Below are 13,433 nucleotides of genomic sequence, written 5' to 3'. Positions count from 1 at the left end.
AGCCGGCCGCGGGGAAACCCGGTTGCCCGGTGGGGCGCGGGCTGCGAGCGTCCTCCCCATGCCCACCTTCACCTCGTACGACGGCACCCCGCTCGGCTACCGCGTCCTCCCCGGACCGGGCCCGGCCGGCGGCCCGGACCTGGTCTGCCTGCCCGGCGGGCCGATGCTGGACTCCGCCTACCTCGGCGACCTCGGCGGCCTGGCGGCACACCGCCGCCTGGTCCTGCTCGACCCGCGCGGCACGGGCTCCTCGGCCGTACCGGAGGACCCGGCCACGTACCGCTGCGACCGGCAGGTCGACGACGTCGAGGCGCTGCGCCGCCACCTCGGCCTGGACCGGATGGACCTGCTCGCGCACAGTGCCGGCGCGAACCTGGCCGCGCTCTACGCGGCCCGGCACCCGCAGCACACCGGCAGGCTGGCCCTGATCACACCCAGCGTGGCCGCCACCGGGATCACCGTCAGCGGCGAACAGCGGCTGGCCGCGGCCCGTCTCCGCCGGGACGAGCCCTGGTTCCCGGCCGCCTTCGCGGCGCTGGAGCGCATCGTCGCGGGCCGGGCCGGAGCCGACGACTGGACGGCCGCCGAACCCTTCTTCCACGGCCGCTGGGACGCGGCGGCCCGGCGGTTCGCCGCCGACGGCGAGAGCCGGAAGAACCAGGAGGCGGCGGCCGCGTTCGGCGGGGACGGCGCCTACGACCCGGCCGCGCTGCGGGCCGCACTCGGCCGGTTCGAGCCGCCGGTGCTCGTCCTCGCCGGAGAGCTCGACCTGCAGGGCCCGCTCCCGGTGATGACCCAGTACGCCGGCCTCTTCAAGGACGCCCGGCTCACCGTCCGGCCCGGGGCCGGCCACTTCCCCTGGCGCGACGACCCCGCCGCCTTCGCCTCGGCGGTGGCGGAGTTCCTGGCCGCCGGCTGAGCCCGCGCGGGACGCCACGTCGGTGACAACCCCCGCCGCGCGGTGGCCGGTTCGGCCCCGCGCGGCGGCGGCACACGGCCGGTCGACTGCAGCACGGATGACCCCTTTGCCCGTATCGGGAGAATAACGCCCTTTCATACCGTGCCATCCGGGTTCGCCGTCCGGGCCGCCGTGCCGCCCGTCCGGCTGCGCGATCGGGTGAATTGACGGACGGTGACACCCGGACGCCACACCCGACGCATGACTCATCTCATATCTGAGATACGGTGCACCCATGGCAGACGACTACCTCGTACGCATCGGCAAGCTCATCCGTGACGCCCGGCAGCACCGGGGCTGGACACAGAGTCAGCTCGCGGACGCCCTGGGCACCAGCCAGAGCGCCGTGAACCGCATCGAGCGCGGCAACCAGAACATCAGCCTTGAAATGATCGCCCGCATCGGCGAGGCGCTCGACAGCGAGATCGTCTCCCTGGGTTACTCCGGCCCCATGCACCTGCGGGTCGTCGGCGGCCGTCGGCTGTCCGGCGCCATCGACGTCAAGACGAGCAAGAACGCGTGCGTGGCCCTGCTGTGCGCCTCCCTGCTGAACAAGGGCCGCACGGTCCTGCGCCGGGTCGCCCGCATCGAAGAGGTCTACCGCCTCCTGGAGGTCCTGAACTCCATCGGCGTCCGCACCCGCTGGATCAACGACGGCGTCGACCTGGAGCTCGTCCCGCCGGCCGAGTTCGACATGGACGCCATCGACGCGGAGGCGGCCGTCCGGACCCGGAGCATCATCATGTTCCTGGGCCCCCTCCTCCACCGCATGGACCAGTTCCGCCTGCCGTACGCCGGCGGCTGCGACCTCGGCACCCGCACCATCGAGCCGCACATGATCGCCCTGCGCCGCTTCGGCCTGGACATCACCGCGACCGAGGGCATCTACCACGCCAAGGTCGAGCCCGGCGTCAGCCCCGACCGTCCGATCGTGCTGACCGAGCGCGGGGACACCGTCACCGAGAACGCGCTGCTGGCCGCCGCCCGGCACGACGGCGTCACGGTCATCCGCAACGCCTCCTCCAACTACATGGTCCAGGACCTGTGCTTCTTCCTGGAGGCGCTGGGCGTCCGGGTCGACGGCGTCGGCACCACGACCCTGACCGTCCACGGCGTCCCGAACATCGACGTCGACGTCGACTACTCCCCCTCCGAGGACCCGGTCGAGGCGATGAGCCTGGTCGCCGCCGCCGTCGTCACGGAGTCGGAGCTGACGATCCGCCGGGTCCCGATCGAGTTCATGGAGATCGAGCTCGCGGTCCTGGAGGAGATGGGCCTCGACCACGACCGCTCGCCGGAGTACACGGCCGACAACGGCCGCACCCGCCTGGTCGACCTGACGGTCCGCCCGTCGAAGCTCGAAGCGCCCATCGACAAGATCCACCCGATGCCGTTCCCCGGGCTGAACATCGACAACGTCCCGTTCTTCGCGGCCATCGCGGCCACCGCCCAGGGCAAGACCCTGATCCACGACTGGGTCTACGACAACCGGGCGATCTACCTGACGGACCTCAACCGCCTCGGCGGCCGCCTCCAGCTGCTGGACCCGCACCGCGTCCTGGTCGAGGGCCCCACCCGCTGGCGCGCCGCGGAGATGATGTGCCCGCCGGCCCTGCGCCCGGCGGTGGTCGTCCTGCTGGCGATGATGGCGGCGGAGGGCACCTCCGTCCTGCGCAACGTGTACGTCATCAACCGCGGCTACGAGGACCTCGCCGAGCGCCTCAACTCGGTCGGCGCCCAGATCGAGACCTTCCGCGACATCTGACGGAAAAAGCGTCGCCGTAGCCCCGGTTGCGGGGTACGGCGGCGCCTCGGTGCGGGTCTCGCGGCTCAGAGGGCCGAGAGTTCGCCGAGCAGGTCGTCCAGGCCGAGGGAGCCCTGTGAGAGTGCGGCCATGTGCCAGGCCTTGAGGTCGAAGGCCGCGCCGTGCCGGGCCCGGGCCGCCTCGCGGCCCGCGAGCCAGACGCGCTCGCCGAGCTTGTAGCCGATGGCCTGGCCCGCCATGCCCAGGTAGCGGGTGATCTCGCTCTCGACGTAGTCGGCGGGGCGGCTGGTGTGCCGGGCGAGGAACTCCTGGGCCAGTCGCGGTGTCCAGCGCTCGCCCGGGTGGAACGGGGAGTCCTTCGGGATCTCCAGCTCCAGGTGCATGCCGATGTCGATGACGACGCGGATGGCACGCATCATCTGCGCGTCCAGGTAGCCCAGCCGCCGCTCGGGGTCGGTCAGGAAGCCCAGCTCGTCCATGAGGCGCTCGGCGTACAGGGCCCAGCCCTCGGCGTTGGCGCCGACGCAGGCCACGGTGGTCTGGTAGCGGGAGAGGCTGTCGGCGACGTGCGCCCACTGGGCCAGTTGGAGGTGGTGACCGGGTACGCCCTCGTGGTACCAGGTGGTGACCAGGTCGTAGACCGGGAAGCGGGTCTGGCCCATCGTCGGCAGCCAGGTGCGTCCGGGCCGGGAGAAGTCCAGTGACGGCTCGGTGTAGTAGGGGGCGGCGGCACTGCCCCGCGGGGCGATGTGCGACTCGACCCGGCGTACCCGCTCGGCCAGTTCGAAGTGGGTGCCGTTCAGGGTGTCGATCGTGTCGTCCATCAGGTTCTGGAGCCACTGCCGGGTCTCCTCGACGCCTTCGACGGCCTGGCCGTGGCGGTCGCACCAGGCCAGCGCCTCCCAGGGGGTACCGGCGCCCGGCAGGACCCTTTCGGCCTCGGTGCGCATCTCGCCGAGCAGCCGGTGGAACTCGGACCATCCGTACGCGTAGGCCTCGTCCAGGTCGAGGTCGGCGCCGTTGTGGTGGCGGGCGAGCAGGACGTAGCGCTCCCGGCCGACGACGTCCGGTGCGCTCTCGACGGCCGGGGCGTAGCTGTCGCGGAGCCAGTCGCGCAGTTCCGCCAGGGCGCCGGTGGCGGTGGTGGCGGCCGTGGTGAGTTCGCGCCGCAGCGGCTCGGGGCCGGGGTCGGTGAACTCCGCGAACCAGCTCCGGTCCGAGCCGATCCATTCCGTCAACTGGCCGACGACGGCCGAGACCTGCCGCGGCCCGGCGGGCAGGTCACGGGTGAGGCCGGCGCTCAGGGAGGCCCGGTAGCCCGCCAGGGCGTCCGGCACGGCGCGCAGCCGTCGCGCGATGGCGGCCCAGTCCTCGTCCGTGTCCGCGGGGGTGAGGGTGAAGGCGTAGCGGACCTGGTGCAGCGGCGAGCCGAGGTTGGCGACCGCGCGCAGCCCCTCGCCCGCCTCGTCCACGGCGAGTTCGGCGGTGAGCCGCTCGCGCAGCAGCCGGGCGCAGCGGCGCTCGGCGATGTCGTCCGCACCGGGGGCGGCCTCTGCCGCGGCCAGCTGCCGGAGGGTCGTACGGGCCAGCCCGGCCACCGCGTCCCGGCCCTCGGGGGAGAGGTCCGGGAGCCGGTCGGAGCTCCCGGCGACGCCGAGGAAGGTGCCGGTGATCGGGTCGAGTTCGACGAGGGCGTCGACATGGGCGTCGGCCACCCGGCGGGGCAGCAGACCTCCGCCGGGACTGCTGGAATGGGGCATGCGATCCGTCCTTGTACCGATGCGTCTGCAATGTCGTTCGGGCATGAGCGGCGGGTTTTCACACCGCGGTCGGTGTACCGCGAATTCTTCGCCGTGTTTTCTGCACGCGGATCAGATCCATTCGTTGCGCCGGGCCGTGCGCAGCGCATCGATGCGATTGCGCGCACCCAGGTTCACCACGACGGTGGAAATGTAGTTGCGCACCGTGCCTTCGGACAGGGACAGCCGGGCGGCGATCTCCTCCACCGTGTCACCGCGGTCGAGGCGGTCGAGCACGGACAGCTGCCGGGGGGTCAGCGGGCAGTCCCCGTTGGCCACGGCCGCGACCGCCAGCTCGGTGTCGAAGGCCCGTTCGCCCCGGTGCACCAGATGGACGGCCTCGAAAAGGCGCTCGGGCGGGACGCTGCGCCGCACCATTCCGTCGATCTCCCCGGCGAAGACCCTGCGGACGACCGGCCGGACACACGCGGTGGCGACCAGCAGCGTGCGGACCTCCGGAAGGATGGCGATCTTCTCGGCGACGTCGACCGTTTCCTCGTCCCTGCCGTCGAAGCTGACGATCACGACATCGGGTCGATTCAGCTCGGCGAACTCGAGTGCGGCATAAATACTGTCCGCCGATCCCACGACTCTGATGTCCGGACGCTGTTCCAGCAATGCCGTGAGCGAATGCCGGGACAGGGCCAGGCCATCGTAAACCAGCACATCGGCGCCCATTCGATTCCCCCTGTGAATTGAGACGATGCAGCGACAGCGTGGATACGGGACACCCTTCCACGCGGACGCGCTCCGGACGTCGAACCGACCGCTGGCTCTGTCAGCTCGCTTCCGGCGGCAGTCCGTGCCCGGGGGAACGGCCTCGGCCCCGGCGGGGGTGCCGGGACCGAACGGAGGCGGTCTCCTGCGGCCGGCGAGGAGGGCCCTCGCACCCGGGGAGTCGGAGCCCCGCGCACCCGGTTACCGCAGCGGCGTCAGAGGGAGGGCGAGGAGGTCCACGCCGTGGGGCGGTCCCGTGAGTTCGCCGACCTTCGTCCAGCCCCACCGCCGGTACATCGCGCGCGCCGACGCCCCGTTCGACGCGGCGAGTACGGCGAACGGCTCGGCGCGGTCGGCCAGCAGCAGGTCCAGCAGTGCCCGCCCGTGGCCGCGGCCCCGCAACTCCCCGACGACCGCGAGCTCGTAGACGTAGAACAGCGGCCGGCGCAGCCACGGCGGCACCGGTGTGGCCGCGCGCGGATGCCACCACCCCTCCTCGCGGTGCACGCCGTAGGCGAAACCGCCGAGCACACCGCCGTCGCGGACGGTGGTCACGCAGAAGCCGGGCAGCGCCGCGTGGCCGGCCAGCTGCCGGGCGAAGCCGTCCGCGGCCGCCGCGTCCTCGTGGTACGGCGGCTCGCGGTAGACCCGGTGGTAGACGGCGCGGAACTCCTCGGGGCGGCGGATCCCGGACGCGCGCTCAGGCATCGACGGTCTCGCGCTGGACGTGTGCGGGCAGCACCCGGTGGAGTCGCCGGAGCAGCACGACCGCCGCGAGGCAGCAGAGGCCGAGCGCGAGCCACGGCAGGCCGGCCCCCCGGGCCAGCAGCCAGGTGAACACCGTCGGAGCCAGCACCTTGGCCAGGCTCCACATCAGCTCCTCCAGCCCCAGGTACCGGCCGCGAAGGTGCCCCGCGGCCATGCCCACGATCAGCGCACTGCTGGTCGGGGCCTGGAGCAGCTCCGCGACCGTGAAGACGACCATGCCCAGCACGAGCCCGCCGAAGGCCAGTCCGGCGTGCTCGCCGGGCACCGCGGCGAACAGGACGAAGGACACCATCCACAGGACGGCCGCCACCTGGAGCACTCCGGGCCGCCGGTACCGCTCGACCGCCCTGGCCAGTGCGGTCTGCGCCAGCACCACCATGACGGTGTTGATGGCGAACAGCATCCCCGGCTGCCAGGCCGGCAGCCCGCGTGCCTCGATCACGTACGCGCTCAGCAGCACGGTCAGCGCGAGGTCGCACAGCGCGAACACCCAGACGGTGGCCAGGACGCCGAGGAACGCCCGGTCGGCGAGCACCTCCCGGTACCCGCCGCGCCGCTGCTCCGGAGCCTCCCCGGCCGGAACGCCGTCCCCGGCCGGAACGTCCGGGCCGGCGGCTCCGGCGGGGCGCGGGGCGGCGGTCCGGCGCCAGGTCGCGACCAGCCCGGCCGCGACGAGGAACGACACGGCGTTCAGCGCGACCACGGCCGTGTAGCCCGAGGTGCCGCCCCAGCCGACGAGCGTGCTGCCCACCAGTCCGCCGGCGCCGATCCCGGCGTTGCGCAGGGACCGGTCCATCGCGTACCAGCGCGCCCGGTGCCCGTCGTCGGCGACCTGCGCCACCAGCGCGAAGACCGCGGGCCGGAACAGGCTGTCGCCCCACAGGGTGGCCGTGACCAGCAGGACCAGCTGCCAGGGCGTGTCGGTGAACACGTAGGCGGTGAAGGTCAGGACCCGGATCAGGTTGCTCGCGACCAGCACGCCCCGCGGCCCGATCCGGTCGATCAGCCGGCCCCCCAGCGGTCCCGCGGGCAGTGAGAGCAGCGCTCCGGCGGACAGCATCAGGCCGACGGTGGTCAGGGGGATGCCCTTGGCTGCGTGGAAGTACACGACGGCGAACGGGAGGAAGAGCCCGGTGCCCAGGGCGTCGACGACCTGCGCGGCGATCAGGGGCCTGCGGCCCTTGGTGTTCGGCAGGCCCAGTGTGTCGATGACAGCCATCGGTATCCCTCACGCGTGGGGTAGTGGGAAGACGTTGAACTCCTCCTCGGACAGCGGCTGCGGCCGCAGGCCGAGCCTGACGCCCGCACGGCCGATCCTGCCGTCGCCCCACATGGGCATGCCGGCGGGGAAGTTCGACACGAGTCCGGGCACGATCGTGTGGGCGGCGCTGAACCCGGCGGCTTCGGCGTCACAGGTCGTCAGGTCGACGCTGATCACTTCGAAGCCGCGGGCCTCGACCCGTTCGCGGTAGGCGTCGAGGCTCCGCCGGGCGAGGGCGGGCAGTCCGTCCCAGGGGCGGGCGGGGAGGTCCTGCAGCCAGGGTGCGACCCGCGCGCCGGCCCGCGGGTCGAGGTGGACCTGCTGCTGGCACAGCAGGTCCCGGACGTCGCCGAAGTCCGGGCGGTAGGAGTCGAGATAGCGGCGGTCGGCGCGGTACGGCTTGAGGTTGCCCAGGTGCGGCAGCTCCGCCACGCCGCCCGCCAGCGCCTTGTCGTCGTCGAGGAAGCGGCAGGTGTGGTGCAGGGTGAACCCCTCGGCGAGGGCCTTCTCCGCCGCCTCCTGCGGGTCGGGGCGGGTGGCGAAGCCGATGGCCAGCCACCCGTGGGCCCGGTCGCGCACGACCGCGGCGAGCACCGGGACGTCGAACTCGTTGTCCAGGTGGATCAGGGTGATGTCGTACGCGTCCAGGCTGTCCGCGACCAGCTCGCGGATCCGGTCGGTCACCGGCAGCCGGGGAAGACGGGCGGCGTTGGCCCACCACAGCATCGTGGTGTCGCGCTCGATCACCTCTTCGAGGCCCGAGGTGACGGCGTGCTCCTCGCTGACGCCGCAGGCCACGCCTGCCACCAGCGGATCGGAATAGGCGACCGGGTCGTGCTCCCCGTGGGCGACGAGGAAGGCGGGGACCCACACCGGCTCGCCGGTCGTCCACGAGCGGCCCTCGACCCAGGCGCACTCCGCGTCCACGGTCAGCGGCGCGAAGGGGAAGCCCTCGCTGCGGTACTGGCGCTGCGAGTACAGGTGCAGCCGGCGCGGGTCGAGGGCGGGCACCCCGGCCCTGCGCAGCTGGGCGTGGCTCCCGAACCGGAGCCGGTCCTCGGGCAGTCGGCTGCCGCAGTAGCGTTCGACCGCCTCGCCGACGGCGCTGCGGCGGGCGGCGTCGAAATCGGACCAGGACGTGCCGAAGGCCTGCCGGTCGTTGGGCCAGTCCGCGACGCGCCGCATGTCGGCGACGTCCACCGCGCACACCCGCAGCCGCGCCGGCATGCCCGGCAGGGGTGCCAGCTCCTGGACGCCGGTCACCACGCCGACCTGGTCGTCGACGAGCAGGTCCGCCTCGGGGTTGCCGCGCACCACGGGCCGCGGCCGCGTCGGAACCGGCAGGATGGTGCGCTGGATCCGGTCGAGCCGGCGCGGGTCGAGCTCGACCTCGTCGACGGCGGCCTCGCCCGCGATCCAGCGCTCCAGGTAGGTGCCGAGCTGTGCCAGGGTCCAGCGGACGTCGCCGTCGCGGAGCCGGTGGCCTTCGGGCCGCGGCGCGGCCCGCATCGCCTCGACGATCCGGGGGTCGTGGGCCGCGGAGAGCCGGCGGTCCAGCACGTCCGCGAAGTCCGCCGTGGCACCGGGGGTGACGGCGGGGCCGAGGACGGCCCGGCCGCGTTCGTGGCGCAGCGGCAGCCAGCGCAGGCCGAGCCGGGCGCACAGCTCGTCGATGCGGGCCAGTTCCCGGTGCGCGGGGTGGGCGAAGGCGGCGACGAGCACGGTGTCGCGGACGTCGACGGCGGACAGGTCCTGCGGGGCCGGCCCGACGTGCGCGTAGCCGGTGGTGCCGAGCGCGAGGGCGAGGGGTGCGGTGAGTTCCGGCGCGCCGGTGACGAGGACCGTGGTGCGCGCCACGCGCTCCGCCCGCTCGGCGTCGCGGGCGGCCTCGGCCGGACGCAGGCAGCCGTCGTGCCGCAGGACGTCGAGCACTTCGGCGTATTCGGGGGCCGTTCCCGCGAGCAGTTCGCTGCGGGACCTCGTTCCGTCGCAGCGCGCCAGCCAAGCGCGGAACTCGGACGGCGGGGCGGAAATGTAGAACTCCCCGCCGTTCGGAGTGACGAGAAAGCACAGATCCTGTTCGAGGTCGTATACCTCTGCGCCGACGAGTTCCAGAGCGGTGGTGTCGTCCGCCGGCATATCAGCCCCCATGGGAAATGACTCCTTGTGCAAAGTGCCACGGTCCCGGGAGGAACCCGGGACCGTGGTGGAAGGACCTCAGAGGGTCACCTTCACTTGGCAACCGAGCGGTTGTGCACGACGGCGCGGTTGTGCACGACCGCACGGTTGTGGACGACGGCACGGTTGTGGACGACGGCGGTGACGACGTTGGCCTTGACGGTCGAGATCATGGAAATACCTCCCGTTTCGCTGTCAGTGACGAGAAAAACGTTACGGGCATCAAATGTCGCCGCCCAGGTGCATTCCTCACGAACCTTCATGGATACTGCACGGTTCGGGGGAGCCGCGGTCCGGAAATACGTCAGGTCCAACTCGCCCGCGCCAGCGTGTAGTTCGGCCGTCGCGAGAGCGGCGGGGGCGAGCACGGCAGGCACTGCGCGGGGCCGGCCCGCGACCGCGCGGCGTGTGCCCCCGCTGCGGCGCTCGGGCGGCGCTGCGGGCGTGCGGATTAGGCTTTGCACATGACGATGACGACGCAGAAGACAGGCCGTGTGAGTGTGGAAGCAATGCTCGATGACCTCAGGACGCTCGTCGAAACCGAGTCGCCGTCGCGTGACCCCGATGCCCTGACGGCTTCGGCGAAGGCCGTCGCCGGCGTCATCGAGCACCGCCTCGGCGGGCACGCCGTCCTCGTCGAGAGCGAGGCCGGGCCGCACGTCCACTGGTCGGGCGGCGGCGAGCCCAAGGTCCTGATCCTCGGCCACCACGACACGGTGTTCCCGCTCGGCACCCTGGAGCGGCGCCCGTTCGCCGTCGAGAACGGGCGTGCGACCGGCCCCGGGGTCTTCGACATGCTCGGCGGCCTCGTGCAGGCCGTGCACGGGGTGGCCGCGCTCGGGGACCGGTCGGGCGTGGAGATCCTGGTGACCGCCGACGAGGAGGTCGGCTCCCGCTCCTCGCGGGCCCTCATCGAGGAACGGGCCGTGGCCTGCGGGGCGGTGCTCGTGGTCGAGGGCGCCGCGGACGGCGGCGGCCTCAAGACCGGCCGCAAAGGCTGCGGTTCCTTCCGCGTCTCCATCACGGGCCGGGCCGCGCACGCGGGTCTCGAACCCGCCGCCGGGGTGAACGCCCTGGTGGAGGCGGCGCACCAGGTGCTGGACATCGCCGCGCTCGGCCGGCCCGGCATCGGCACCACGGTCACCCCGACCGTCGCCGCCGCGGGCACCCTGGACAACGTCGTCCCCGCCGAGGCGACCGTCAGCGTCGATGTGCGGGTGGAGTCGAACGCGGAGAAGGAACGCATCGAATCGGCCTTCGCCGCCCTGACCCCGCACCTCGACGGGGCGGAGATCACGGTGGAGGGCTCCATCGGCCGGCCCCCGATGCCCGAGTCGGCGTCCGCCGAACTCTTCGCGCTGGCACAGCGGTTGCGCCCCGGTATCGAGGGCCGGGCGGTCGGCGGCGGCAGCGACGGCAACTTCACCGCCGCCCTGGGCGTGCCCACCCTCGACGGCCTCGGCGCGGTCGGCGGCGGCGCCCACGCCGACCACGAGTACGTGGTGGTCGAGGCGATGGCCGAGCGCGCCCACCTGGTCGCCGACCTGGTCGCCGCCCTCCGGAACGCCTGACCGAAGCCCCGCGGACCGGCGGTACGAGCAGGGGCGGGATGCCCCTGCGGCGGACGGACTGCTCGCGCAGGACGGCTGCGCTGCCGCGGCCGACCGTGCGGGCGGTCTCCTCGACCGGCAGGTCCGTCGTCCCCGGGAGCTCCCCGGCGCCGCTCAGCCGCAACTCCCTCAGTCAGGCGTGCGGGGTGGTGCCGGTGGCCGCGCCGAACCGGCGGGCGGAGGACCCGGGTACCGGGCCTGCCCGCCGTCGCCGTGCGAGGGCAGCACCATGTCCCGGGCGATGCGGTCGACCACGGCGGCACCGTGCTCGCGCCTGATCAGGTGCAGGCGCCCGCCGTCGTGCCGGTACGGTGTCCGCCCCTTCCCGGCGGCCGCCCGGTTCCTTCGTCTGCGCCACGGCCACTTCGCCCCCTGCCCGGGGCTGCGATCGCCCGCGGTTCATGGCGCCGAGCGGGCGCCCCGGCTCGGCCGAAGGGGTGATTGTCGGGGCGACTCGCCGATCCGGGCGCCCCTGGCGGCGATCATGAGCAACGCGCATGCGACCGCGTGCACCGGGATGCCAGAAGGGCCGGATCCATGTCCGACAGGATCAGCATCGACACCGACGTCTGCATCGGCAGCAGCCAGTGCGCCCTGCGCGCGCCCGCGGTGTTCACCAGTGACGACGACGGGTTCGGGATGGTCATTCCCGGGCAGGAGGACGGCGGCGGCGACCCCATGCTGAAGGAGGCCGCCCGGGCCTGCCCCGTGCAGGCGATCACCCTGCCCGGCGCGTGACCTCCACCTGGCTGCCGCCCGAGGAGTTCGCCGCGACCCTGCCGAAGGCGACCGCCTTCGCCTGCCTGTTCTTCACCGACGAGCAGGAACGGCCGGTGCAGCTGCGGGCGGTGTACTCGCGCAGCCACCCGTGGCAGTGGCCCGGCGGCGGCATGGAGGAGGGCGAGCGGCCCTGGGAGACCGCGCTGCGCGAGTGCCGGGAGGAGACCGGCATCGTCCACGACGGCCCGCCGCGGCTCCTGACCACGGTCTTCGGGCTGCCGGGCAGGAAGTGGCCGTACAGCTCGATCGGCTTCGTCTTCGACGGGGGCCGGCTCACCGCCGGGCAGATCCGGCGCATCGCCCTGGACCCGGCCGAGCACGACGACGTACGGGCGCTGCCGCTCGACCGGTGGCGGAACCTGATGCCGCCGCAGGACTTCGCGCGGCTCGAAGCCGCCATGGAGGCACGCCGGACCGGGACCGCCACGTACTTCGACACCTGGGACTGGGGGGACTGAAGCCGGCCGGGTGGCCTGAGAAGGCGTCGCGATGCGGCGCGTGCAGTGGTCCGTGTGCTTCCGGACCCGGGCCGCCCGGAGCCCGGTAAGCCCGGCCACGGCCGTCGAACTGCCGCTGGTGGCGCCCCGCACGCCCTGCCCGCGCAGGCGGGGGCCGACGCCGCACCCGCCGAAGGCGGGCGCGGCACGATCCGGCGCGGCCAGTCGGTCTGCAGCCGCAGCCTCGACCGCGACACCGACGGCATCGCCTGCGGCAATCAGCCCGAACGGGATGGGGGCCGGGAGCCGGGCCACGGAAAGGGAATGGCCGGTTTCGGCCGGATGGGGTTGCAGATCTCGCCACCGCAGGCCGGACCGTGCAGAATCGATCCGTCAGCACGGTGTCGAGGGGGCGGCCATGGCAGCAGTGGAATCACGGGCACGGGCGGACGGCGGAGCCGGCGCGGAGGTGCCGTCGCTCGCGGGGGTCCCGCTGCTGGGTTCGCTGTTCGACCTGAAGTCGGACTCGCTCGGCACCTACCTGCGCGCCCAGGCGCAGCACGGCGACGTCGTACGGATCACCGCCGGCCCGCCCGGTCTGCGGGCCGAGCTGTACTGCGTGTTCTCCGCGGAGGGCGCCCAGCAGGTCCTGGCCGCGCAGTCGGCCGATTTCCGCAAGGACAACAGCTTCTACCAGGAGATCCGGGACTCCTTCGGCAACGGCCTGCTGACCAGCCAGGACGAGGACTACCTGCGCCAGCGCCGACTGGTGCAGCCGCTGTTCACCAAGCGGCGCGTGGACGGCTACGCCGGTGCCGTCGCCGACGAGACGCAGGCCACGCTCACCCGGTGGGCCCAGGCCCCCGGCGGGGTCGTCGACGTCTCCGACGAGATGATGCAGCTCGCGCTGCGCGCCGTCGCCCGCATCCTCTTCGGTACCGACGTGGACGCCACCGTCGATGTCGTCGACCGGTGTTTTCCGGTCATCACCGAGTACGTGCTCCGCCGCGGCTACTCCCCCGCCAACGTCCCGCGGAACTGGCCCACGCCCGGCAACCGGCGGGCCGCCGCCGCGATGGACGAGCTGTACGCCGTGTGCGACCGGATCATCGCCGAGCGGCGTGCCGAGTCCGGGGCCGGGGCGGGCGACGGGGCCGGGG

At 73.2% G+C, this 13,433-nt stretch carries 11 protein-coding genes; 6 read left to right on the top strand and 5 right to left on the bottom strand.

Translation table 11 applies throughout. From position 1 onward, the window contains the following. Positions 1 to 58: 58 nt before the first annotated feature. Both HYE82_RS06585 and HYE82_RS06580 read left to right on the top strand, forming a co-directional pair. A complete protein-coding gene (locus HYE82_RS06585) occupies positions 59 to 919 on the top strand; it encodes an alpha/beta fold hydrolase (RefSeq protein ID WP_179172984.1) in 861 nt (286 codons plus the stop codon). A gap of 274 nt (positions 920 to 1,193) precedes the next feature. Then, positions 1,194 to 2,723, top strand: a complete 1,530-nt coding sequence (locus tag HYE82_RS06580) for a UDP-N-acetylglucosamine 1-carboxyvinyltransferase (RefSeq protein ID WP_179172983.1) — start codon at positions 1,194 to 1,196, stop codon at positions 2,721 to 2,723. Positions 2,724 to 2,788: 65 nt separating this feature from the next. Here HYE82_RS06580 and HYE82_RS06575 read toward each other — a convergent pair whose 3' ends face one another. The 5 genes from HYE82_RS06575 to HYE82_RS06555 all read right to left on the bottom strand — a co-directional run bounded on the left by HYE82_RS06575 (position 2,789) and on the right by HYE82_RS06555 (position 9,419). Continuing rightward, entirely contained in the window at positions 2,789 to 4,483 is a 1,695-nt protein-coding gene (locus HYE82_RS06575; RefSeq protein ID WP_179172982.1) for a DUF885 domain-containing protein, read from the bottom strand. A gap of 111 nt (positions 4,484 to 4,594) precedes the next feature. After that, positions 4,595 to 5,200 carry a response regulator transcription factor gene (locus tag HYE82_RS06570; protein ID WP_179172981.1) on the bottom strand — a complete coding sequence of 202 codons (606 nt, stop codon included), beginning with the start codon at positions 5,198 to 5,200 and terminating at the stop codon, positions 4,595 to 4,597. A gap of 240 nt (positions 5,201 to 5,440) precedes the next feature. Continuing rightward, on the bottom strand, positions 5,441 to 5,947 hold the full coding sequence (locus HYE82_RS06565; protein ID WP_179172980.1) for a GNAT family N-acetyltransferase: 507 nt from the start codon (positions 5,945 to 5,947) through the stop codon (positions 5,441 to 5,443). Next, positions 5,940 to 7,226 carry an MFS transporter gene (locus HYE82_RS06560; RefSeq protein WP_179172979.1) on the bottom strand — a complete coding sequence of 429 codons (1,287 nt, stop codon included), beginning with the start codon at positions 7,224 to 7,226 and terminating at the stop codon, positions 5,940 to 5,942. The genes HYE82_RS06565 and HYE82_RS06560 overlap by 8 nt, the downstream gene beginning before the upstream one ends. A gap of 9 nt (positions 7,227 to 7,235) precedes the next feature. Beyond that, the gene (locus tag HYE82_RS06555) at positions 7,236 to 9,419 is read right to left on the bottom strand and encodes a YcaO-like family protein (RefSeq protein ID WP_256986965.1); all 2,184 of its coding nucleotides are present in this window, start codon (positions 9,417 to 9,419) and stop codon (positions 7,236 to 7,238) included. 497 nt (positions 9,420 to 9,916) lie between these two features. On the opposite strand from HYE82_RS06555, the gene HYE82_RS06550 reads away from it, so the two are divergent. From HYE82_RS06550 to HYE82_RS06535, 4 genes are all read left to right on the top strand, one after another. Then, a complete protein-coding gene (locus HYE82_RS06550; protein ID WP_179173004.1) occupies positions 9,917 to 11,017 on the top strand; it encodes a M20 family metallopeptidase in 1,101 nt (366 codons plus the stop codon). Positions 11,018 to 11,593: 576 nt separating this feature from the next. After that, positions 11,594 to 11,794, top strand: a complete 201-nt coding sequence (locus HYE82_RS06545; protein ID WP_179172978.1) for a ferredoxin — start codon at positions 11,594 to 11,596, stop codon at positions 11,792 to 11,794. Continuing rightward, a complete protein-coding gene (locus tag HYE82_RS06540; RefSeq protein ID WP_179172977.1) occupies positions 11,791 to 12,294 on the top strand; it encodes an NUDIX domain-containing protein in 504 nt (167 codons plus the stop codon). Before HYE82_RS06545 ends, HYE82_RS06540 begins: the two co-directional genes overlap by 4 nt. Positions 12,295 to 12,691: 397 nt before the next feature. Continuing rightward, on the top strand, positions 12,692 to 13,433 hold a 742-nt coding region (locus tag HYE82_RS06535), incomplete at its 3' end, for a cytochrome P450 (protein ID WP_179172976.1).

The organism is Streptomyces sp. BR123, from assembly GCF_013401435.1.
Classification (GTDB): domain Bacteria; phylum Actinomycetota; class Actinomycetes; order Streptomycetales; family Streptomycetaceae; genus Streptomyces.
The sequence above is the reverse complement of the archived record's forward strand: the minus strand, read 5'-3'. Positions and strand labels throughout refer to the sequence as shown.